Annotated in this window: 20 protein-coding genes; 14 read left to right on the top strand and 6 right to left on the bottom strand. The window is 73.8% G+C overall.

All coding sequences use genetic code 11. From position 1 onward, the window contains the following. Positions 1-135: 135 nt before the first annotated feature. From ABD990_RS04485 to ABD990_RS04470, 4 genes are all read left to right on the top strand, one after another. The gene (locus ABD990_RS04485; protein ID WP_345378511.1) at positions 136-1,482 is read left to right on the top strand and encodes an MFS transporter; all 1,347 of its coding nucleotides are present in this window, start codon (positions 136-138) and stop codon (positions 1,480-1,482) included. Continuing rightward, positions 1,479-2,252 (top strand): N-acyl homoserine lactonase family protein, encoded by a 774-nt coding sequence (locus ABD990_RS04480; protein WP_345378510.1) that lies wholly within the window; start codon positions 1,479-1,481, stop codon positions 2,250-2,252. The genes ABD990_RS04485 and ABD990_RS04480 overlap by 4 nt, the downstream gene beginning before the upstream one ends. Before the next feature lie 108 nt (positions 2,253-2,360). Beyond that, positions 2,361-3,440: an NADH:flavin oxidoreductase/NADH oxidase gene (locus tag ABD990_RS04475; protein WP_345378508.1), complete on the top strand. Its 1,080-nt coding sequence runs from the start codon at positions 2,361-2,363 to the stop codon at positions 3,438-3,440. 138 nt (positions 3,441-3,578) lie between these two features. After that, positions 3,579-3,743 (top strand): hypothetical protein, encoded by a 165-nt coding sequence (locus ABD990_RS04470; protein WP_345378506.1) that lies wholly within the window; start codon positions 3,579-3,581, stop codon positions 3,741-3,743. 1 nt (position 3,744) lies between these two features. Here the strand turns inward: ABD990_RS04470 and ABD990_RS04465 are convergent, their stop codons facing one another. Further along, positions 3,745-5,700, bottom strand: a complete 1,956-nt coding sequence (locus tag ABD990_RS04465; protein ID WP_345378504.1) for an APC family permease — start codon at positions 5,698-5,700, stop codon at positions 3,745-3,747. 508 nt (positions 5,701-6,208) lie between these two features. Between ABD990_RS04465 and ABD990_RS04460 the strand changes: the two genes are divergently transcribed. The 3 genes from ABD990_RS04460 to ABD990_RS04450 all read left to right on the top strand — a co-directional run bounded on the left by ABD990_RS04460 (position 6,209) and on the right by ABD990_RS04450 (position 8,332). Next, a complete protein-coding gene (locus ABD990_RS04460; protein ID WP_345378503.1) occupies positions 6,209-7,486 on the top strand; it encodes an erythromycin esterase family protein in 1,278 nt (425 codons plus the stop codon). 91 nt (positions 7,487-7,577) lie between these two features. Beyond that, on the top strand, positions 7,578-7,835 hold the full coding sequence (locus tag ABD990_RS04455; protein ID WP_345378501.1) for a hypothetical protein: 258 nt from the start codon (positions 7,578-7,580) through the stop codon (positions 7,833-7,835). Positions 7,836-7,909: 74 nt separating this feature from the next. After that, positions 7,910-8,332, top strand: a complete 423-nt coding sequence (locus ABD990_RS04450; RefSeq protein ID WP_345378499.1) for a hypothetical protein — start codon at positions 7,910-7,912, stop codon at positions 8,330-8,332. A 62-nt stretch (positions 8,333-8,394) separates the two neighbouring features. Here ABD990_RS04450 and ABD990_RS04445 read toward each other — a convergent pair whose 3' ends face one another. Further along, on the bottom strand, positions 8,395-9,651 hold the full coding sequence (locus tag ABD990_RS04445; protein WP_345378498.1) for a DUF4032 domain-containing protein: 1,257 nt from the start codon (positions 9,649-9,651) through the stop codon (positions 8,395-8,397). Beyond that, positions 9,648-10,685, bottom strand: a complete 1,038-nt coding sequence (locus ABD990_RS04440) for a LacI family DNA-binding transcriptional regulator (RefSeq protein ID WP_345378497.1) — start codon at positions 10,683-10,685, stop codon at positions 9,648-9,650. The genes ABD990_RS04445 and ABD990_RS04440 overlap by 4 nt, the downstream gene beginning before the upstream one ends. 162 nt (positions 10,686-10,847) lie before the next feature. On the opposite strand from ABD990_RS04440, the gene ABD990_RS04435 reads away from it, so the two are divergent. The 5 genes from ABD990_RS04435 to ABD990_RS04415 are packed head-to-tail and all read left to right on the top strand — an operon-like array spanning position 10,848 to position 16,897. Beyond that, positions 10,848-12,476 (top strand): glycoside hydrolase family 13 protein, encoded by a 1,629-nt coding sequence (locus tag ABD990_RS04435; protein WP_345378496.1) that lies wholly within the window; start codon positions 10,848-10,850, stop codon positions 12,474-12,476. Further along, the gene (locus ABD990_RS04430) at positions 12,473-13,807 is read left to right on the top strand and encodes an extracellular solute-binding protein (RefSeq protein WP_345378494.1); all 1,335 of its coding nucleotides are present in this window, start codon (positions 12,473-12,475) and stop codon (positions 13,805-13,807) included. Before ABD990_RS04435 ends, ABD990_RS04430 begins: the two co-directional genes overlap by 4 nt. Beyond that, complete coding sequence (locus ABD990_RS04425) at positions 13,804-14,772, top strand: carbohydrate ABC transporter permease (protein WP_345378492.1); 969 nt, start codon at positions 13,804-13,806, stop codon at positions 14,770-14,772. Before ABD990_RS04430 ends, ABD990_RS04425 begins: the two co-directional genes overlap by 4 nt. Continuing rightward, the gene (locus tag ABD990_RS04420; protein WP_345378491.1) at positions 14,769-15,602 is read left to right on the top strand and encodes a carbohydrate ABC transporter permease; all 834 of its coding nucleotides are present in this window, start codon (positions 14,769-14,771) and stop codon (positions 15,600-15,602) included. The genes ABD990_RS04425 and ABD990_RS04420 overlap by 4 nt, the downstream gene beginning before the upstream one ends. A gap of 29 nt (positions 15,603-15,631) precedes the next feature. Continuing rightward, positions 15,632-16,897, top strand: coding sequence for an ABC transporter ATP-binding protein (locus ABD990_RS04415; protein WP_345378490.1), 1,266 nt, complete (start codon positions 15,632-15,634; stop codon positions 16,895-16,897). 68 nt (positions 16,898-16,965) lie between these two features. Here ABD990_RS04415 and ABD990_RS04410 read toward each other — a convergent pair whose 3' ends face one another. After that, complete coding sequence (locus ABD990_RS04410; protein WP_345378489.1) at positions 16,966-17,745, bottom strand: SDR family NAD(P)-dependent oxidoreductase; 780 nt, start codon at positions 17,743-17,745, stop codon at positions 16,966-16,968. A gap of 201 nt (positions 17,746-17,946) precedes the next feature. On the opposite strand from ABD990_RS04410, the gene ABD990_RS04405 reads away from it, so the two are divergent. Continuing rightward, complete coding sequence (locus tag ABD990_RS04405; RefSeq protein WP_345378488.1) at positions 17,947-18,966, top strand: LLM class flavin-dependent oxidoreductase; 1,020 nt, start codon at positions 17,947-17,949, stop codon at positions 18,964-18,966. Positions 18,967-18,993: 27 nt separating this feature from the next. Continuing rightward, on the top strand, positions 18,994-19,791 hold the full coding sequence (locus ABD990_RS04400; RefSeq protein ID WP_345378486.1) for an alpha/beta fold hydrolase: 798 nt from the start codon (positions 18,994-18,996) through the stop codon (positions 19,789-19,791). On the opposite strand, the gene ABD990_RS04395 is transcribed toward ABD990_RS04400, so the two are convergent. After that, on the bottom strand, positions 19,758-20,417 hold the full coding sequence (locus tag ABD990_RS04395; protein ID WP_345378484.1) for a TetR/AcrR family transcriptional regulator: 660 nt from the start codon (positions 20,415-20,417) through the stop codon (positions 19,758-19,760). The genes ABD990_RS04400 and ABD990_RS04395 overlap by 34 nt on opposite strands. A gap of 19 nt (positions 20,418-20,436) precedes the next feature. Further along, positions 20,437-22,056 carry a PucR family transcriptional regulator gene (locus ABD990_RS04390; protein ID WP_345378483.1) on the bottom strand — a complete coding sequence of 540 codons (1,620 nt, stop codon included), beginning with the start codon at positions 22,054-22,056 and terminating at the stop codon, positions 20,437-20,439. Positions 22,057-22,154: the final 98 nt, after the last annotated feature.

Below are 22,154 nucleotides of genomic sequence, written 5' to 3'. Positions count from 1 at the left end.
CATCGGATCGGCGGCCAGGGGTTGACACCGCCCGGAAGCTAACTCACTATCCGGTACGTAACCAGGCGGTACATAAGCCGTCGCGACCCGATCCCGCTGTGTCGTGCATCGGAGCAACACTCCAGGGAGCCCCTCGTGTCCTCACCGACCCCCGCCGCACCGGCGGCCCAGCCGCGCAAGGCGGCGCTCGCCGCCTGGATCGGCAGCGCGCTCGAGTACTACGACTTCTTCATCTACGGCACCGCCGCGGCGCTGGTGTTCAACAAGATCTTCTTCCCGGCGCAGAGCCCGGCCACGGGCACGCTGCTCGCGCTGGCGACGTTCGGCGTCGGCTACGTCGCCCGCCCCGTCGGCGCGTTCGTGCTCGGCCACGTCGGCGACAAGTTCGGCCGTAAGCGGGTGCTCGTCTTCACCGTGCTGCTGATGGGCGTGGCGACGTTCCTCGTCGGCTGCCTGCCCTCCTACGGCTCGATCGGCGTCGCGGCGCCGATCCTGCTCGTCTCGCTCCGGCTGCTGCAGGGCCTGTCGGCGGGCGGTGAGCAGGCCGGCGCGAACTCGATGAGCCTGGAGCACGCCCCGGCGAACCGCCGCGCCTACTACACGAGCTACACGCTCAGCGGCACGCAGTTCGGCCAGATCCTCGCGACGGCGATCTTCCTGCCGATCGCGGTGCTGCCCGAGGAGTCCCTGCTGACCTGGGGATGGCGGGTGCCCTTCTGGCTCAGCGCCATCGTCGTGGTCGTCGGCCTGCTGATCCGCCGCACGCTCGAGGAGACCCCGGTCTTCGAGCAGGAGCGCGACCGGCACGAGGTGGCGAAGGCGCCGCTGGCGGTGCTCTTCCGCGACCACTGGGCCTCGGTGCTCCGCGTGGTCGTCGCCGCGACCATCGCCACCGTCAGCACGATCTTCACCGTCTACGCCCTGTCCTACGCGGTGAACGTCGAGGGCCTGTCCCGCACCGCCATGCTCTGGGTCGGCGTGCTGGCCAACGCCGTCGCGCTCGTCGCGCTGCCGCTCTTCGGCCGGCTGGCCGACCGGGTCGGCCGAAAGCCGGTGTTCATCGGCGGCTCGCTCGGTTGCGGTGTGCTGATGTTCGCCTACCTGGGCTCCATCTCCACCGGCAACTACGTGCTGATCTTCCTCGTCGGCATCCTGATGTTCGGGGTCGTGCACAGCGCGACGGGCGGCGTGTGGCCGGCCTTCTACGGCGAGATGTTCCCGGCACGGGTCCGCCTGTCCGGCATGGCCGTCGGCACCCAGATCGGCTTCGCCGTCGCCGGCTTCGCGCCGTCCATCGCGGCCGCCCTGGCCGGTCCGGAGGGCGCCGACTGGGTGCCGGTCGCCTGGTTCGTCGCCGCCGTCTGCCTGCTCAACGTCATCGCCGTGGCCACCGGCCGCGACTACTACAGGACCCCCACGGAGCGGCTCGGCGAGCGCCCGGTCCCGCGGGAGAACCCGGCCGCCGCCCCGGTCGCCCCGTGAGCGAGGTCTTCCAGGTCTTCGCCGTCCGGTACGCCTCGCGTGCCGGGCGGCGCGGCCAGCACTTCCTCGGCTACGACGAGCGCTGGGACGAGCCGCACCCCACCGCCTACTACGTGTGGCTGGCCGTCTCGCCACAGCGCGCCGTCGTCGTCGACGCCGGGCTCGACCCGGACCGCGGGGTCCCCCTCGACGGGCTGGAGTTCCACTGCTCCCCCGCCGCGGGCGTCGCCGCCCTCGGGGTCGACCCGGCCGACGTCGACCAGGTCGTGCTCTCTCACCTGCACTACGACCACACCGGCACCGTCGCCCGTTTCCCCCGCGCCCGGCGGGTGGTGCAGCGCGCGGAGGCCGACTACTGGAGCGGCCCGGTCGCGAAGCGCATCGCCCGGGAGCGCTGGCTCGTCTCGGACGACGACCTCCGCGAGGTCCTCGGCGCCCCCGACCGTCTCGACGTGGTCGAGGGCGACCGCGAGCTCGCCCCCGGGCTGTCGGTCCACCTCGTGGGCGGGCACACCGCGGGCATGCAGCTGACCCGGGTCCGCACGGCCCGCGGCTGGGTGGTGCTGGCTTCCGACGCCGCCCACTTCTACGAGAACCTCGAGCAGGACCGGCTCTTCCCGATCCTGCACTCGACCCCCGCGATGTACGCCGGCTTCGACCGTGCCCGCGAGCTCGCCGACTCCGCCGACCTGGTGGTCCCCGGCCACGACCCCAAGGTGTTCGCCCGCTTCCCGCAGGTCGAGGGGGTCCCGGCGGTGCGGGTCGCCTGAGCGGCCTGTGGTGCCTCTCGCACCCGGGATCATGACGGCGCCGCTCCGGGGTTGTGCGGTGGTGGCGGCCGGACCGACCGCCGTCACCCCGCTCCCCGGAGGTTCGCCGTGCCGTCCCTGTTCGACCCGATCACGCTGCGCGGGATCACCGCGCGCAACCGCATCTGGCTCGCCCCGATGTGCCAGTACTCGATCGACGCGCGCGACGGCGTCCCCACCGACTGGCACCTCGTCCACCTCGGTGCCCGCGCAACGGGCGGCTTCGGGCTGGTCATGACCGAGGCCGCGGCCGTCTCGCCGGAGGGCCGCATCTCCCCGCAGGACGCCGGCCTCTGGTCCGACGAGCAGGCCGAGGCCTGGGCCCGGATCTCCGCCTTCGTGCGGGCGCAGGGCGCAATCCCGGCGACCCAGCTGGCGCACGCCGGCCGCAAGGGCTCGACGGCGGCGCCGTGGCGTGGCGAGGGCCCCGTCGTGGTCGAGGACGGCGGCTGGCAGGCCGTGGCGCCGAGCGCGGTCGCCTTCCAGGGCTACGCCACCCCGCGTGAGCTCGCCCGGGAGGAGATCGCGGAGATCGTCACCGCCTTCGCCGACGCCGCCCGCCGTGCCGACGCCGCCGGCTTCGACGTCGTCGAGGTGCACGCCGCCCACGGCTATCTGCTGCACCAGTTCCTCTCCCCGCTGGCCAACCTGCGCACGGACGAGCACGGCGGCTCCTTCGACAACCGCATCCGGATCGTCCTCGAGGTGGTCGACGCCGTGCGCGCCGCGCTGCCGGACCGCAAGGCGCTGCTCGTGCGGCTCTCCGCGACCGACTGGGTCGACGGCGGCTGGACGGCCGAGGAGACCGTCGAGCTCTCCGCACGCCTCACCGAGCACGGGGTGGACCTCGTCGACGTCAGCTCGGGCGGCCTCGACGCCCGCCAGGACATCCCCGTCGGCCCCGGCTACCAGGTCCCGTTCGCCCGCGACGTCCGCGCGAAGGCCGGCATCGCCACGGGCGCCGTCGGCCTGATCACCGAGCCCGCCGCCGCGCAGGCGGTGCTCGACGAGGGGGACGCGGACGTCGTCCTGCTCGCCCGCGCCGCCCTCCGCGAGCCCGCCTGGCCGCTCCGTGCCGCCCACGAGCTCGGCGTCGCGCCCGCGGACGCCCCGTACCCGGTGCAGTACGCTCGCGGCGCCCGGCGCTGAAACAGAACCGAAACGGAAGGGCAACCGCCGCGCCGTTTCGGGGCTTATTCTCACCGCCCCTCCCTCGAATGAGGGAGGGGCGGAATTGCCGTCCGGTGGGGATGGTCCGCGGGATCCGCCGCTCGTAGCTTTTCCGCCATGGAATCCGGGAAAGAGCAGCTCAGCGACCAGGTCGCTGCCCCGCTGCTGCGGGTCGAGGGCATTGCGAAGCGGTTCGGCGTATATACGGAGCTCGAGATCTCCAGCCGCGTGCAGCTGACCCGCGTGCTGTTCGGCAGGACGGCCCGCGCCGAGCCCGCCTGAGTCAGCCCACGTGCACCGCGGGGCGCCGTCGCAGGTCGGGCTCGGCCTCTCGGAGGATCTCGCGGGTCACGGGGGCGACCTCGCCCTGGCCCGTGAAGAGGTAGCGGAGCAGGTGCAGCACGGGGTTGCCCTCGGTCCAGTCGAAGTAGACGTGCGGGGGCTTCCCGGTGACGTCGCGGACGTGCAGCAGGAGGGCCGCGATCGCGTTGGGCGCGGAGGGGGCCTCGGTGCACAGCACGCGGTACGGCCCCCGCTGCTCCCCCACCACCGAGAGGGACGTCTCGAACTCCGACGGGTCGGTGATCCGGACCTCGACCAGCAGCACGTTGTCGGGGTCGGGGATGTTGTGGTCCTCGCGCTCCTCGGCCAGCTTCGACCGGTACTCCTCGTCGCGGGCGGGGCTCGCGGCCTCGCCCGGGCGCGGCTCGTGCGCGACGAGCCGGACCGGACCGGGGGCGCAGGAGTCGAGGAAGCCGCGGGCGGTGTCGTCGAGCACGACGTCCGTGACCCGGAGCTCGAAGGCGCGGACCACCCGCGAGGCGAACGAGACCACGAGGATCCCGGCGATGAAGCACGCGGCGATCTTCACGCCCTCCGGCCGCTCCACGACGTTGAGCAGCGTCGTGTAGACGAAGACCAGCGACACCACCGCGAAGCCGACGAACACCCGCCGGCGGCTCCGGCGCCGCGCCGAGAGCGTCACGGCGATCGAGGCCGAGGTCATCAGGACCAGGACGCCGGTGGCGTAGGCGCCGCCCTGCGCGTCGACGTCGGCGTCGAAGATCAGGGTGACCAGGAACGCGATCGCGGTGATCACCAGGACGAGCGGCCGCACGGCCCGCGCCCAGTGCGGGGCCATGCCGTAGCGCGGCAGGTAGCGCGGCACGAGGTTCAGCAGGCCGGCCATCGCGGAGGCGCCCGCGAACCAGAGGATCACGATCGTCGACAGGTCGTACACGGTGCCGAACGCCGCGCCGAGGTCCTCGTGTGCGAGGTAGGCCAGGGCGCGGCCGTTCGCGGCGCCGCCGGGCGCGAGCTCCGGGGCGGGGACGAGCAGCGTCACGACCAGGCTCGAGGTCACGAGGAACGTGCTCATGATCAGCGCGGCCGTGGTGAGCAGCTTCCGGGCCCCGGCGATCCGGCCGGCCGGGCGACGCTCCGTGTCGTCCGGCCCGCCCTTGATCAGCGGCATCACCGAGACCCCGGTCTCGAAGCCGGACAGGCCCAGCGCCAGCTTCGGGAACACGACCAGCGCCACGGCGACGGCGAGGAACGGGTCCGGGTACTGCACCTCGAGCAGCCGCGTCCAGTCGGCGACGAGGTGCGGCTCGGTCGCGACCCGGCGCAGCCCGTCGACGACCACCACCGCGTTGAGCGCCAGGTAGACCGCCACCAGCACGACGGCGATCCGGATCGCCTCGCCGAAGCCCGCCAGGAACACCGCGCCCAGCAGGGCGAGCAGGAACAGCGTGATCTCGACGTTCCGACCGTCGAGGACGTGGGTGACCAACGGGTTCTCGACGACGTGCGCGGTGGCGTCGGCCGCCGAGAGCGTCATGGTGATGAGGAAGTCCGTGGCGGCGAACCCGAGCAGGACCAGGACGAAGACCTTGCCGCGCCAGAAGGGCAGCAGCCGCTCGAGCATGGCGATCGAGCCCTCGCCGTGCGGGCTCTCCCGCGCCACCCGGCGGTAGACCGGCAGCGCCCCGAGCAGCGTGACCAGCACCAGCACGACGGTCGCGAGCGGGCTCAGCACGCCGGCCGCGAGGACGGCGATGCCGGGCTGGTAGCCGAGCGTCGAGAAGTAGTCCACGCCGGTGAGGCACATGACCTTCCACCACGGGTGCCGCTTCTCCGGCTCGGGCGGACGGGTGTGCGGGCCCGGTCGCGAGCGTCCACCCTCGCCCTGCAGCAACCATCCGCCGACGCGGTGCCTGCTGCTCTGGATCACGCCCACGGCGGCAGCATCCCCCGGATCGGGGCGGGGGGCCAGCCTGGCGACGTTTCGTCCCGTTCGGCGTGGACGCTCAGACCAGGGCCTCGAGGCGCCGGACCGCCTCCTCGGGCGGTGGCTGCGCGGCCCTCTCGGCGGCCACCCGCCGTCCGGCGCGCGCGAAGGCCGGATCTCCCAGGACCGCCCGGCACCGGCCTGCCCGAGTTCATCCCCCACGCTGGATCGACCCCGACCAAGAACCACGGACCCGACCACGGCTCCGTGAGGTCATGCGCGCCCGGGACGAGGCGACCCGGATCGTCGAGTTCGCGTAGCCGAGCGGTCCCGACGGTCCGGGGCACGAGGCCCCCGCGCCTGCCCGCACCCCTTCGAGCCAACCGCCGGGCTTCACCGTCGAGTTGAAGGCCGTCGCCGTGTCCGTCCCGGTGTGCGGCGGCCGACCTTCCAACCCGAAGTTCAAGGATACGGTTGAGGTGGTCAAGCGCCCCACCGCAGCTCGGAAGGACCACGCATGACCACCGGAATCCCCACGCCCCTCGTCAGCGCGGCCGGCGACGACCACGAGACGCTCGCGCGGGCGGCCGCCGCAAGGATCGCCGACCTGCCCCGTCCGCCACGGCTGCTCGGGCTCGGGGAGCCGCTGCACGGCGAGGAGGAGTTCGGCCTCCTCCGGAACGCGCTCTTCGCCGCGCTCGTCGAGCGGGCCGGCTTCACCTCGATCGCCCTCGAGTCCAGCGCCTGGCACGGCCGGCTCGTCGACGCCTGGATCAACGGGGCGGAGGGAGCGGAGGACGACGTCCTGGCCGCGGGCTTCACCCACGACTTCGGCGCCTTCCGCGCCAACCGGATGCTGATCCGCTGGATGCGGGAGCAGAACCGGCACCGCCCGGCCACCGCGCGCCTCCGGTTCGCGGGCTTCGACGCGCCGACCGAGATGATGTCCGCGCCGAGCCCGCGCTCCCCGCTCCGCGTGCTGCACGGCTTCCTGCGCACCCACCTCGGCGGCGCCGACCTCCCGTCCTGGGACGGCCTCGACCGGCTGCTCGGTGCCGAGGAGCCCTGGGAGAACGAGGACGCGGCGATGGACCCCGCCCGCTCGGTCGGTGGCGAACCCCGGGTCCGGGACCTGCGGGCGATCACCGACGACCTCCGCCGGACGCTCGCCGGCGAGATCCCCCGCCTCCGCCCCCAGGTCACGCCGGACGAGCTCGACGAGGCCCTCCTCGCCGGCCGCACCGCCGCGGGCCTGCTCGCCTACCACCCGGCGATGGCGCGGGACACCGCACACCCCGAGCAGCGCTGGGACCGTCTCGCCGCCCTCCGCGACACGATGATGGCCGAGAACCTGGGCGCGATCGCCGACCACGGGCCGACCCTCGTGTTCGGCCACAACCAGCACCTGCGCACCGGGACCACCGGGTTGACGCTCGGCCCGATGACGCTGCGCTGGCAACCCGTCGGGGCCCACCTCGCCGATCGGTTCGGCAGCGGCTACCGGGTGATCGCCTGTGCCCTGGGCGAGGCCGGGCACCAGGGCATCCCGGTGCCGCCGCCGGACACCGTCGAAGGCGCCCTCCACCGCTCACTGCCGCCCGGCCACCACCTCCTGGAGGCGCAGACGCTCCCGCGCGCGTCCGCGACCCGCCGCAGCGACAACCACGCCTACATCCCGCTCGACGAGACCCTCCTCGACCACGTCGACGAGCTCCTGTTCCTCCACACCGTCACCCCGCGCACCGCCACGTCCGGCAGCACGCCCCACCCCGAACCCGGGGGCGTGCTGCAGTGATCGAGGCCGGCACCGGGCCTAGCGTCCCCGGCATGAGGCGTGTGGTGCTGGTGCCGGCCGTGGTCCTCGGGCCGTACCTGATCGCGAGGCCGTGACGGAGCCGTTCGTGATCGATCTCGGCGACCCGGCCGGCTACCGGGACGACTGGGGCGGGCCGAGCCTCGCCGGGGTGCTGGCCGTGCACTGCGGGCCCGGGCTCGTCGCGGCCGCGCTGCTGGTCGCCGCACTGCGCCGGCGCGTCCGGCGGGCGCGAACCGCGGTCGCCGCCCCGTGCCGGGGTCGGCGACCGCGCTCACCCCTTCGTGTGGAGCTCCACGCCCCGCCCGGCCGCGGGCCGTTGGACGGGTGACGCCGTCGGCACCGCCGCCACGGGCAGACGCTCCGGCGGGACGACGGGGTTCCGACGGACGAGAGGAGCTCCCCATGCGCACGACGACTCGCGCCGCGCTGGTCGGTGCGGCTGTCCTGCCCCTCGCGGTGATCACGCCGGGCCTGGCGTTCGCTGGCGACGCGGGCTACGACGGCCACGCGGAGAAGGCCGGCCACAGTGATCACGACGAGAACGACCACGACAAGGGCGACCACCACAAGGGCGACCAGGACGGCCACGACAGGGACGGCCACCACCACAAGAAGCACAAGAAGCACGACAACTGCTGCGACGGCGCCCGCGGCCCCGCCCACGACGGCCCGCTCGGGCCGGGCGGCCTCCCGCGGTCCCCGCTCCCGGCCCCGACCGGGGCCCCGGACGTGCTGGGCCCGGTCATGAGCCTGCTCCACCCGCCGGCCGCCCCGACGGACGAGCCCGCCCCGGTCGACCCGAGCGGCGACCTCTCCGTCCAGTAGGTCGGTCCACCGTCGACGCCGGAGGAGCCGTCAGGGCCCTCCGGCGTCGGCGTCCCGGGCGACTATCCCTCCCCCGGCTCCGGGGGCTCGGCGACGGCGGCGCGGGCGGCCGAGTCGGTGGGCGCGCGGCCGGCGAGGGCGGCGAGCGCACGGCCGTCGCCGACGTCGGCACCTGCCCGCTCGCTGAGGATCCAGCGCACCTCCAGCAGGTCGCAATAGGCCTGCACGGGTGACCCGACGCCGCCGAGCGCGGCGTGCGCCCGCACGGTCCCGGGCTCGAACACCGTCTCGCGCCAGCTTCGCGCGGCCTCGGCCTCGCTCACCTCGCGCCCGGCACGCCGGGACAGGTACGCCTGGTGCGCGCGCAGGTCACCGAGCAGGATCCGGGCCTGCCCCTCACCGACGTCGAGGCCGGCGAGCGCATCGAGCTGGCCGGCGTGGAAGCGCCGGTCCCCCACCCCGACCTGCAGCCGCAGCGTGCCGGGCCCGCCCCCGGTCGGCCGCAGGGTGACCTCCTCGACCGCGAAACCCAGCTCGTTGAGCTCGCGGATCTTGCCCTCGACGCGGTAGCGGTCACCGAAGGAGAAGACCGGCTCGGCGTGCAGGGCGTCCCACAGCGCGCGGTACCGGCCGGGGATGGCGAGCGCCTCGTCGATGAGCTGCTCGTGGATCTCCGGCGGCCGGTCCAGTCGCTCCGCGAGGTCGATCATCCCCGCGGCGACGTTCTCGACGAGGATGTCCAGGTCGATCTGCCGCTGCCCGTCCGACAGGGACGGGTGGACCTCGCTGGTCTCGGCGTCGACCAGCCAGGCCTGCAGCAGCTGGCCGTCCCGGGAGAACAGCGTGTTGGCCAGCGAGCAGTCGCCCCAGAAGATCCCGTGCCGGTGCAGCTCGACGAGCAGGCCGGCCATCGCGTCGAACAGCCGGGCCCGGTGCGCAGGCCGGTTGGGCGGCAGCCGCATGAAGAGCCGCCGGTACTGCCACGAGCCCTCGAGGTAGCAGGTCACCAGGATCGCGGTGTCCTCCGCGGTGTCCTCCGCCTGGAACACCACCCCGGCGGGCCGCACCGCCGGCAGCCCGAGGTCCTCGAGCCGGCGGAGCACCGCGTACTCCTTGCGCGCGATCCGGTGCGGCAGCTCCTTGAGCGCCCACAGCCGGCCGTCGCACTCCGCGAACCGGACCAGGTGCCGGCTGGGCCCGACCGCGATGTCGCGCAACGGCACCTCGGCGGGGCTCCAGTCCCCGAGCGGCTGGTCCCACGGCAACGCGAGCAGGCCCGGCGACAGGGCCCGCAGGGTGAGCTCGGGCGAGGCGGTCACCGCGCGTCCCCCGGCGGCCCGGTGCTCCCCCGGATCACCAGCTGGGTGGGGAGCAGGACCCCCTCGCCGGCCTCCCCTCCGGAGAGCGTGGCGGCGACCATCCGCCCGGCCCGCGCACCCTGCTCCCGGACGGGCTGGCGGACCGTCGAGAGGTCGGTCAGCGCGGCCAGGGGATGGTCGTCGATGCCGATCACCGAGACGTCGCCGGGTACGCGCAACCCGGCACGGCGCAGGGTGCGGACGGCACCGAGCGCCACCTCGTCGGAGTGCGCGTAGACGGCCGTCGGGGGCTCCCGGAGGCCGAGCAGCCGGGCCATGCCCTCTGCGCCCTCGTCCGCACCCCACTCGACGGTCGCGACGAGCTCGGGCTCGACGGGGATCCCCGCATCGGCGAGCGCCAGCCGGTAGGCCCGTGAACGGCCCTCCGGCTGGTGGGCCCGCTGCTCCGGGTCGACCGCCTCGATCATGCCGATCCGGCGGTGCCCCAGGTGGACGAGATGGTCGACGGCCTGCCGGCCCGCGGCGACGTCGTCGATGCTGACGTACGGGTGGCTCGCGACCTGCCCGCCCGCCGCCACGATCTCGACGCCCATCTCCTCGAGCCGGGCGCGCTCGGCCTCGTCGACCGGGAAGGCCAGGGCCACGACGGCGTCGACCTTCCGCCGGGCCGGCAGCCTGCGGAAGAAGTGCTGCCGGTCCGCGGCGTCGCCGACCCGGTAGAGCAGGACGTCGAGACCGGCCTCGCGCAGCACCTCCTCCAGCCCCTCGAGCAGAGCCCCGAAGTACCACCGGGACAGGTGCGGGACGACGACGGCGACCCGCCCCGTGCGGCCGCCGGCGAGCCGCGACGCGTCCGGCGAGACCACGTAGGACAGCTCGTCGGCGATCCGGCGGACCCGCTCCCGGGTTCCCGCCGCGACGTGGGGGTGGCCGCCGAGCGCCCGGGAGGCCGTGGCCGGGGAGACCCCCGCGAGGCGCGCGACATCGGCCAGGGTGACCTCCCGGTCCACGGCTCCGCTCGCCGACGTCGACACGATCACGAGGATAGCGACCCAACCATCGGAAGCGCTTCCATCATCCTGGCGACGAAAATTCCTGCGCAGATCCGATCGACCTGTGACCCTTGACACGTTCGAGGGCGACCGGCACTCTCGTGCACTGAAAGCGCTTCCAAAGTCTGTGGGGAGGGAGGCGACGTGACCACCGAGCCCACGCCCGCACCCGCCCCGTGGTGGCGCACCGCGGTGACCTACCAGGTCTACCTCCGCAGCTTCGCCGACTCGAACGGCGACGGGATCGGCGACGTCGACGGCCTGCGCGGCCGGCTGCCGTACCTCGCCGACCTGGGTGTCGACGCCCTGTGGATCACGCCCTGGTACCCGTCCCCGATGGCCGACGGCGGGTACGACGTGGTCGACCACCGCGACGTCGACCCCGTCCTCGGCACGCTCGCGCAGGCCGACGCGCTGATCGCGGAGGCGCACGCGCGGGGCATCCGGGTCGTGCTCGACCTCGTGGCGAACCACACGTCGGACCGGCACCCGTGGTTCACCGCGGCGCTGGCGGCGCCGCCGGGCTCACCGGCCCGGCGGCGCTACCACTTCCGCGACGGTCGCGGCCCGGGCGGCGAGGCCCCACCGAACGACTGGACCAGTGCGTTCGGGGGGCCCGCCTGGACCCGGGTCGAGGAGCCCGACGGCACGCACGGCCAGTGGTACCTGCACCTCTTCGCCCCGCAGCAGCCGGACCTGAACTGGGACGACCCCGCAGTGCGCGAGGGGTTCGACGACGTCGTGCGGTTCTGGCTCGACCGCGGCATCGACGGGCTGCGCGTCGACGCCGCCCCGGCGTTGGTGAAGGCGCCCGGGCTGCCGGAGTTCGACGGCGGACCCGCGTTCGCCCCGGCGACCTGGACGGACAGCCCGCACTGGGACGTCGACGATGTGCACGAGGTCTTCCGGCGCTGGCGCAAGATCGCCGACGGCTACCCCGGCGACCGGATGTTCGTGGCCGAGGCCGTGGTCAACGGGCCGGAGCGGCTGGCCCGGTACCTGCGCCCGGGCGAGTTGCACACGGCCTTCAACTTCGACTACCTGCACGCGCCCTGGCAGGCGCGGGCGCTGCGGGAGACGATCGACTCCACCCTCGGCGCGATGGCCGCGGTCGACGCCCCGGCGACGTGGGTGCTGTCGAACCACGACGAGACCCGGCACGTCACCCGGTTCGGCCGGCCCACCGGCGCACGGCGGGAGCCGGCCGACCTGGCGCTCGGGACCCGGCGGGCGCGCGCCGCCGCCCTGCTCATGCTCGCGCTGCCCGGCGGGGCCTACCTGTACCAGGGCGAGGAGCTCGGCCTGCCGGAGGTCGAGGACCTGCCCGAGCACCTGCTGCAGGACCCGACCTGGGAACGGTCGGGGCGCACCGTCCGCGGGCGGGACGGCTGTCGGGTGCCGCTGCCGTGGGCGGGCTCCCGTCCGCCCTTCGGCTTCTCCCCCGACGGCGCGCGCCCCTGGCTGCCGCAGCCGCGGGACTGGGCGTCGCTCGCGGTGGAGCACCAGCGCCACACCCCCGGCTCGACACTGCTGCTCTACCGGGCGGCCCTGACCCTGCGCCGTGCCCTTCCCGACCTGCACGGACCGGACCTCGCCTGGGCCGACGGCGCCCCGGACGTCCTGGTCTTCGACCGCGGCAGCCGGTTCCGGTGCGTCGTCAACCTGTCCGGCGAGCCCGTGCCGCTACGCGGGCACGGCACGCCGCTGCTCACCTCCTGCCAGCAGACCCGCCACGAGCTGCCGCCCGACACCGCGGCCTGGCTCACCCGATGAGCGATCTCGAGAACCCGGAGGTCCCGACGATGCGACGTCCCTGGAAACGCCGGCTTGCCGCGGCCGCGCTCGCCGCCGCGGCGGCGTGCGGCATCGCGGCGTGCGGCGCGGCGGAGAGCGGGCCTCCCCGGCTGACCTGGTACATCAACCCGGACTCCGGGGGCCAGGCCGAGATCGCCCGCCGCTGCACCGAGGCCGCCGGCGGCCGGTACTCGATCGCGGTGGCGCAGCTGCCGCGCGAGTCGGCGGCCCAGCGCGAGCAGCTGGTGCGCCGGCTCGCGGCCAACGACAGCTCGATCGACATCATGAGCCTCGACCCGCCCTACATCCCCGAGTTCTCCGAGGCGAAGCTGCTCGCCCCGGTGCCGCCCGACCTGGCGGACCGGGTGACGCAGGGCGTCGTCGAGAGCGCGGTCACGGGCGCGAGCTGGCGCGGCCGGCTCGTCACGGTGCCGTTCTGGGCCAACACCCAGCTGCTCTGGTACCGGAGGTCGATGGTCGCCGGGACCGGCCTCGACCTGTCGCAGCCGGTCACGTGGGACCAGCTGATCGAGGCCACGCAGGCGAAGGGGTCCCAGTTCGCGGTGCAGGGCAAGCGGGCCGAGGCCCTGACGGTCTGGCTCAACGCGCTCGTCTCCTCCGCGGGAGGCGCGATCATCACCGATCCCTCGGTCGACGACCCGGCGGGGGTGCGGCTCGGCCTGGCCGATCCGCCGGCCACGGAGGCCGGACGGGTCATGAAGGAGCTCACCGACGCGGGCATCGGCGGCCCGTCGCTCTCGACCGCCGGCGAGGACGCCAACGTCGCCTCCTTCGAGAAGGGCGAGGCCATACTCATGATCAACTGGCCGTTCGTCTGGCCGCGCGCCAACGAGTCCGCGGCCGAGGGGACGCTCGGCGCGGAGGTGCCCGGGGACTACGGCTGGGCGCTGTACCCGCGGCTGCGGCCGGACCTGCCGAGTGCGCCGCCCTACGGCGGGATCAACCTCGGCGTCGGCGCGTTCAGCCGGCACCCGGACCTGGCGTACGAGGCGACGGAGTGCATCACGAGCGCCGCCAACCAGACCTACTACTTCGTCGAGAACGGCAACCCGGCGGCGCGGGAGTCCGTCTACGGCGATCCGGCGGTGCTGCAGGCCTTCCCGATGGCGCCGGTCATCCTCCAGTCCCTCCGGCAGGCCGCACCGCGACCGCAGACGGCCTACTACAGCGAGGTCTCCCAGAGCGTCCAGCGGGAGTACCACCCGACCTCCGGCATCGACCCGGCCGCGACCGGCGCCGCCACCGCGGCCCTCATCCAGGAGGTCCTGGCGAAGAAGGAGCTGCTGTGAGCACCACCGCCATCCCCCCGGCCGCGCCCGCTGCCCCGGCACCCGCGCGGCACCGCGGCCGGCTCTCGGACCGCTCCCGCGCCGAGCGTCGGCTCGGCTGGACCCTGGCGGGCCCGGCGTTCGCCGTGATGCTGCTGGTCACGGCGTACCCGATCCTGCAGGCCGTCTACGACTCGCTGTTCGACTACCGTCTGACCGACCCCGACACGCGGCACTTCACGGGACTGACCAACTACGGCGTGATCCTCACCGACGGGATCTGGTGGACCGCGCTGGCGGTCACGCTGTTCATCACGGTCGTGACGGTCGCGGTCGAGCTGGTGCTCGGGTTCGCGCTCGCCCTGGTCATGGTCAAGGCGTGGCGGCGGCTGCGGGCCGTGGTCCGGGCGGCCATCCTGATCCCCTACGCGGTGATCACGGTCGTCTCCGCCTTCGCGTGGCAGTACGCCTTCGCGCCGGACTCGGGCTTCGTGAACCAGTGGTTCGACTGGGTCCCCGGGGTCGCCGCGGACACAGACTGGTTCGGCGGCACCTGGTCGGCCCTGCTCGTGATCTGCGTGACCGAGATCTGGAAGACCACGCCCTTCATCTCGCTGCTCCTGCTCGCCGGCCTGGCGCAGGTGCCCGAGGTGCTGCAGGAGGCGGCGAAGGTCGACGGCGCCACGTGGTGGCAGCGGATGCGCCGGGTGACCCTGCCGAACATGAAGGCGGCCATCATGGTCGCGCTGCTGTTCCGCAGCCTCGACGCCTTCCGCATCTTCGACTCGATCTTCGTGATGACCGGCGGCGCGAACAACACGGAGAGCGTGGCGTTCCTGGCGTACCGGCAGACGATCTCCCGGCTGGAGATCGGGATGGGCTCGGCGGTGTCGGTGATGCTCTTCCTCTGCGTCATCCTGATCTGCGCGCTGTTCATCAAGGGCTTCAAGGTCGACCTGTCCGCGGCGAGGGGTGAGCGGTCGTGAGCACGCGCGAGAAGTGGCTCTGGGTCGTCGGCGGGGTGCTGATCGTCGTCTACGCCCTGTTCCCGGTCGGCTGGATCGTGTCGCTGTCGCTGAAGTCCTCGGCCGACATCGCCAACGGGCGGTTCCTGCCCACCGTGGTGAGCTGGGAGAACTACGCGTTGATCCTCACCGGCGACGCGAGCGAGCTGTTCCTGCCCGCCCTGCGCAACTCGTTCGGCATCTGCCTGATCGCCACCGCGATCTCGTGCGTGCTGTCGATGTTCGCGGCCTACGCGATCGCCCGGCTCGACTTCCGGGGCAAGAAGGTCATCCTGTCCACCGCGCTGGCGGTCGCGATCTTCCCGGTGATCTCGATCGTCACGCCGCTGTTCAACGTGTGGCGGCAGGTCGGGCTCTACGACACCTGGCCCGGGCTGATCATCCCCTACCTGTCGCTGACCCTGCCGATCTCGATCTGGACGCTGTCCGCCTTCTTCCGCGAGATCCCGTGGGAGATGGAGCAGGCGGCGCAGGTCGACGGCGCGACCACCTGGCAGGCCTTCCGCAAGGTGATCGTCCCGCTCGCCGCGCCGGGCGTGTTCACCACGGCGATCATCGCGTTCTTCATCGCCTGGAACGACTTCGCGTACGGCATCTCGCTCACCTCGACGAGCGCGGCCCGACCGGTCCCGGCGGCGCTCGGGCTCTTCTCGGGAGCCTCCCAGTTCGAGGCCCCGAACGGCCCGGTCGCCGCGGCGGCCGTCCTCGTGACGATCCCGGTCGTCGTGCTCGTCCTGCTCTTCCAGCGGCGCATCGTCGCCGGCCTGACCAACGGCGCCGTCAAGGGCTGAGCCCCGCGCCCACCAGAAGGAGAACCGCCATGGCTTCCGTGGAGATGCGGAACATCGTGAAGAGGTACGGCGACGGCTACCCGGCCGTCAACGACGTCAGCCTGGACATCGCCGACGGCGAGTTCATGATCCTCGTCGGGCCGTCCGGCTGCGGGAAGTCCACCCTGTTGCGGATGATCGTCGGCCTGGAGGACATCACCTCCGGCGACATGGTCATCGGCGGGCGGCGGGTGAACGACAAGGCCCCGCGGGAGCGCAACCTGGCGATGGTCTTCCAGAACTACGCGCTCTACCCGCACCTGTCCGTCTTCGAGAACATCGCCTTCCCGTTGCGCCTGCAGCGGGCGCCGGAGGAGGTGGTGCAGCGGAAGGTGCGCGAGGCCGCGGACGTGCTCGAGCTGCACGAGCACCTCGACCGCAAGCCGGCGAACCTCTCCGGCGGGCAGCGCCAGCGGGTCGCGATGGGCCGGGCGATCGTGCGCGACGCCGACGCCTTCCTGTTCGACGAGCCCCTGTCCAACCTGGACGCGAAGCTGCGCGGCCAGATGCGCACCGAGATCGCGCGGCTGCAGCGCAGGCTGGGCATCACGACCGTCTACGTGACGCACGACCAGACCGAGGCGATGACCCTCGGGGACCGGGTGTGCGTACTGCGCAAGGGCGTGATCCAGCAGGTGGCCTCGCCCCGGGAGCTCTACGAGCAGCCGCAGAACCTGTTCGTGGCCGGGTTCATCGGGTCGCCGCCGATGAACTTCCTGCCCGCCCGCCTGCGCGGCACCCGGCTGGACACCCCGTTCGGCGAGATCCGGCTCGAGGAGCGGCGCGCGGCCGACGTCGGCGACCGCGACCTCGTGCTGGTCGGGGTCCGTCCGGAGCACTTCGAGGACGCGACGCTGGTCGACGAGGCGAAGAAGCACCTCGGCACGACCTTCCGGGCCACCGTCGACGTCACCGAGTGGCTCGGGGACTCCCAGTACGCCTACATCCCGTACGAGGCGCCGGAGGAGGTCACGCTGCAGCTCAAGGAGCTCTCCCGCGAGCTCGACAGCGACCAGCTCCGTACCCAGGCGGTGGTGTCGATCGACGCCGCGAGCCGGATCCGGGAGGGCCACGAGGCGGAGTTCTGGCTCGACAGCCGCGCGGTGCACGTCTTCGACCCGGCCACCGGCGTGAACCTCACCCGCGACCCGGAGGCGGGCGCCGCCCTCACCCGGCAGGCGGCCGGGGACCGCGCCGAGCAGGTCGAGCAGGCGCGTGCGGTCGGACTCACGGTGGACGGACGCATCCGGCCCTGAGCCGCCCGACGAGCCGTGGCGGGCCCGCCAAGGGGATCCGGGCCCGCCACACCCCGCCGGTCACGTCGTCAATAGTTGCCCTTGGCCGACCACCCGCCGTCGACCGGGTACACCTGCCCGGTCACGAAGCGGCCCTCCCGGAACAGGTACGCCACCATCGACGCGATCTCCTCGGGCAGGCCGAGCCGGTCGATGATGTGCGCGCGGGCGTTGGCGGCCTTCATCTCCGGGGTGATGTCGCCGAGGATCGGGGTGTCGATCGTGCCCGGCGCGATCGCGTTGACCAGGACGTTCCGCGGGCCGTACTCGAAGGCGGCCTGCTGGGTCAGCCCGATCACGCCGCCCTTGGCGGCCGAGTACGAGGCGAGGTTCGGCAGACCGCGCAGCGCGGCGAGCGAGCTGATGTTCACGATGCGCCCGCCACCGTTCTCGATCATGGACGGGATCACGGCCCGCATGCCGAGCCAGACGCCCTTGAGGTCGGTCGCGAGGACGTTGTCCCAGGCCTCCTCGGTCAGCCCGACGACGGTGTCCTCGCTCTGCATGTTGACGATGCCCGCGACGTTGGCCAGCAGGTCGACGCGACCGTGCCGCTCCAGCACGTCGGCGATCCCCGCCTCCCAGTCGGCGGCGACCCGCACGTCGAGCTCGACGCCGACCGCCTGGCCGCCCTCCTTCTCCGCGAGGGCGACCGTCTCGCGGGTGTCCTTGATGTCCGCACACGTCACCAGCGCGCCCTCGGCGGCCAGCCGCAGCGCGGTTGCCCGGCCGATGCCCTGCGCGGCGCCGGTGACGACGGCGACCTTGTCGCGCAGCGAGGCCTCCTGCAGCGGGGGGAGATCGGACACGACGTGCTCCTCTCGACGACGGCCCGTCGACGGTAGGAAGCACCGCCCGCCGCCGACAGGCCGCGCCGGCGGGGGTGTTGGGAGAGTCCACAGGACCCGTCCGGCCCGGTTGGGGACGTCGACAACGCCGCGCACACGAGGGGGATGACACTCCCCTCCCGCCCCGGGACGCTCCCCCGGCAGCCGACGAAGGGGGCACAGGTGGACGGGACGGGACCGGTCTTCGGGCTCTGGTACGACTTCCGCAATCCGGATCCGGGGCGGCCGTTCGGCTCCTTCTACCGGTCGGTCCTGGAGCAGATCGGCTGGGCGGAGCACAAGGGCCTGGGCTCGGTGTGGCTGACCGAGCACCACTTCTGCGCGGACGGGTACAGCCCCTCCCCCTTCGTGCTCGCCTCGGCGATCGGCGAGCGCACCGCGAACCTCCGGATCGGCACCAACCTGATCGTCTCGCCGCTGCACAACCCCGTGCGGCTCGCCGAGGACGCCGCCACCCTCTCGCTCCTCACCGGCGGACGGTTCGACCTCGGCGTCGGGCAGGGGTACTGGGAGCGCGAGTTCGCGGCGTTCGGGCAGACCCTGCGCAACCGGCCGAGCCTGCTGGAGGAGGGCGTCGAGATCATCCGCAGGGCGTGGGCCGGGGACGACTCGGGCTTCGCCGGCAAGCGGTACTCCCTGCCCGAGGGGCTGGCCGTGACCCCGCGGCCCGAGACCGTGCCGCAACTGCTGGTCGGGGCGATGGCCGAGCCCGCGATCGCGCGCGCCGCCCGGATCGCCGACGGCTTCCTCTCCACCCAGAACGCCCACCAGCAGACCTACCTCGACGCCGTCGCCGCGCTCGGCAGGCCGGTCGAGGAGGCCCGGATCTACGCCGGCCAGTGGGCGATCATCGCCGAGGACCCCGAGCGGACGTGGGCGCGGATCGGCGAGCACGCCCTCTACCAGCTCAACGAGTACATCTCCTGGGGCGCGTTCGGCCCGCCCGACTCGGTCCCGCGCTTCACCGACCCGCAGCAGATCGTCGACGCCGGCGCCTACCAGCTGTGGGACGCCGACATCGCCGTCACCGAGCTGACCGCGCTGCTGCGCGAGCGCCCGCAGATCCGCGACGTGCACTTCTGGGCGCAGCTGCCCGGCGAGCCCGTCGACAGCGGCACCGAACGCATCGAGTACCTGGCCACGAAGGTGATGCCGCGGGTCCGCGAGCGGCTCGCGGGGTGACCCCCCGACCCCCGAGAAGGAGACGACATGGCGTACCTGGAGCGCGACGGCAAGCAGGTCTACTACGAGCACCACCGCGGCTCGGGCGGGCGCCCGATCGTGCTGGTGCACGGCTGGGGCGCGACGAGCGAGTGCTGGGACACCACGCTCACCGCGCTGCTCGGCGCCGGCCACGAGGTCGCGCTGATCGAGCACCGCGCCTGCGGGCGGTCGGACAAGGACTTCGACGACGTCTCGGTCGACGCCATCGCCTCCGACGTCGTCGCCCTGGTCCGGCACCTCGGCCTGGACCGGCCGGTGCTCAACGGCTGGTCGCTGGGCGGGGCGGTCGTCGTCGCCGCGGCGGCGGAGCTGGGCGACGAGATCTCCGGCGTGGTCCTCACCGGTGGGGCGAGCCCGCGCTACACCGCGACGGACGGCTGGCCGCACGGCGGCGCCCCCGCGGACACCGAGGCGGTGCTCGCCGGGCTGGCCGCGGACCGGGCGGCGACCTTCCGCGGGATCACCTCGGCGGTGGCCGCCAAGCCGCTGTCCGACGACCTCATGCAGTCCATCTGGCTGCAGTTCATGAAGACCGGCGCCCGAGCCGCGGACACCATCCGCAGCCTGATCGACGTGGACCAGCGCGAGCTGCTCGCCGGGCTGTCCGTGCCGGTGCTGTCCCTGCACGGCACGGAGGACGCCTTCGTGTCCTACGCCGGGGCGAAGGCGGGGGTGGAGCTCTGCCGCGACGGCCGGCTCGTCGAGTTCGCCGGCGTCGGCCACGCCCCGTTCCTGGAGGACCCGGAGACCTACCGGGCCGAGCTCCTGCGCTTCCTGGCCTGACCGGGGGGCGGGTCCCCGGCCTCGCCCCCCACCAGCCGCAGCGCCAGCGCGGCGTACCGGGCGGCCAGCTCGTCGATGGCGAGCCGGCCGCCCGGTTCCCACCACTCGTTCGGCCCGTTGATCATGTCCAGCACGGCCAGCGCGGACAGCCGCGGGTCGTCGCACGCGAACTCGCCCGCCTCCGTGCCCGCGGCGAGGAACTCCCCGAGCGCGTGCTGGTAGCGGCGCCGGTAGACCTGCACCTCGTCGAGCTTCTCCGGCGACAGCGCACGCAGCTCGCGCCCCGCCACCCACCAGGCGTCCCGGTTGGCGCCGATGTGCCCCACGTGCCCGCGGACCAGCCGGACGAGCCGCTCCCGGTACGAGCCCTCCCCCTCCAGGATCGGCAGCTGGTCCACCACCAGGTCGCGGTCGACCACGTAGATCGACTCGAGGAGCAGCTCCTCCTTGCTCGCGAAGTGGTGGTAGAGGGAGGCGGCCTGGATGTCGGCCGCCTCGGCGATCGCCCGCATCCCCACGCCGTGGTAGCCGCGCTCGCGGAAGAGCCGGCTCGCCACCGCCACCAGCTCGGCCCGCCGCGCGGCCGAGCGCGCCCCGCGCAGCCGGGTCGCCTGTGCCTGGCTCACGTGGATCCCCCTCGTCGGGTCAGGCGCTGCCGCCCCGCGCCAGGTCGTCGACCTGCAGGGCGAGCTGGGCCGCCAGCAGGGCGTCGAACCGCCGCAGGTCCAGGCCGCCGACGTGCTCGATGCGGCCCAGGCGGTAGCGGATGGTGTTCTCGTGCACGCCCAACGCCTTCGCCGTGGCACGGACCTGTGCGCCGCACGCCAGGTAGTGCCGGAGCGTGTCCGTGAGATCGCCGCCGGTCTCCGCGTCGTTACGCCGCAGCGGGCCGAGCAGCGTCTCGGCGAACCGGACGGCCACCGAGGTGCGCTCGCCGTTGACCACAAGCCGCAGCGTGCGGAAGTCCGCGGCGTCGAGCACGCCGGCCCGGCCGCCGAACCCGGCGACGATCGACTCGGCGTCCCGGCACTCGGCGTGGGCCGGCGGGTAGTCCTCCACCCGGCGGCAGACCGCCGAGACGACGGCGCGGCGGCACCCGGTCAGCGGTCCGAGCCGGTCGAGCACGGCCCCGAGCTGCGCCTTCACCCGGGCCTCGGGGGCGCTGCCGGCCGGCAGCGCGACGAGCAGGACGACGGCGTCGGGCTCGGCGATGGCGAGCACCGGCACCCCGAGGGCCTCGCCCACCAGCGCGGACGCGGGGGCCCGGCCGTCCCGGGCGCTGCGGCCCTCCGCCACCGGCAGCCGGACGAGCAGGTGCGGCCGGTCCACCTCGAGTCCGACGTGCGCGGCCATCCGCCGCAGGTCGTCCGGGGTGCGTGAGCCGCGCAGCAGCTCGCCCAGGACGTCGTCGCGGGCCTGGACCACGGCCTGCGCGCGCCGGGTCTCGGACAGCGACTGCAGGGCCAGGACGGCCGCGGCGTACTCGGCGACGGTCGCGTCGGCCGGGCCGAGCCGCCGCCCCGTCTCGACGACGTCGAGGTAGCCGGACACCTCCCCCTCGCCGACCAGCGCGGCGACCAGGTGGCGGCGCATCAGACCGGCGTCGGGGTCGGGCGGCAGCACCACCGACGCGCGCTCCGGTCCGAGGTCGCCCAGCGCCGCGCGCACCCGCGCGGTGCCGGGCAGGAAGGAGGACCCGTGCAACACCGCGGCCCCCTCGGGCGCGCTCCAGGTGACCGGGTGCAGCGCCGCGTCGAGCAGGGCGACACCGGTGCCGAGCAGCGACGCCAGCAGCGCGACCAGCGCGTCGCCCTCGGTCCCGGCGGCCACGGCCGCGGACAGCCGCCGCTGCAGCTCCCGGGTCCGGCCCAGCTCCGCGAGCTCGCGGCGCTGCCGGGCGCCGAGGCTCGCCTGCCGCTCCCGGCCGAGGATCGTCTCGGCGAGCCCGGCGTACGGGGCGGCGGCCGCGGCGTCCCGGTCGGCGGCGGCGTCGTCCGGCAGGCGGCCGTCGACGGCGGTGCGCTCGACCTCGAGCACCCCGGCGACCTCGCCCTCGACGAGCAGCGGCACCGCGGCGCTGGTGTGCGCGCACTCCCGCGGGTCGCCGTCCGCGGCGAGACGCGCGAGGCCGCCGTCCGGGCGGCGGGCGTACACCACGCAGCGTGCGGCGCCGAGCTCGGCGCGCAGCGCACGCGCGACCAGTGTCAACTCCGCCGTCATGTCCTGTTGCGGCGGCTCGGGGCGGACCGTTGTAGGACTCGCCATGGCACTCCCTCGACGTCGTTGGTTCGGCAGGGCCCTGCGACTACCGTCACAATCTGCCTCCCTAACACTCGTTAGGCAAGAGTCGACGCGGGACGAGA

Source organism: Pseudonocardia yuanmonensis, from assembly GCF_039542425.1.
Taxonomy (GTDB): domain Bacteria; phylum Actinomycetota; class Actinomycetes; order Mycobacteriales; family Pseudonocardiaceae; genus Pseudonocardia; species Pseudonocardia yuanmonensis.
Note: the sequence above shows the minus strand (reverse complement) of the source record. Positions and strands in the feature narration are given on the sequence as shown.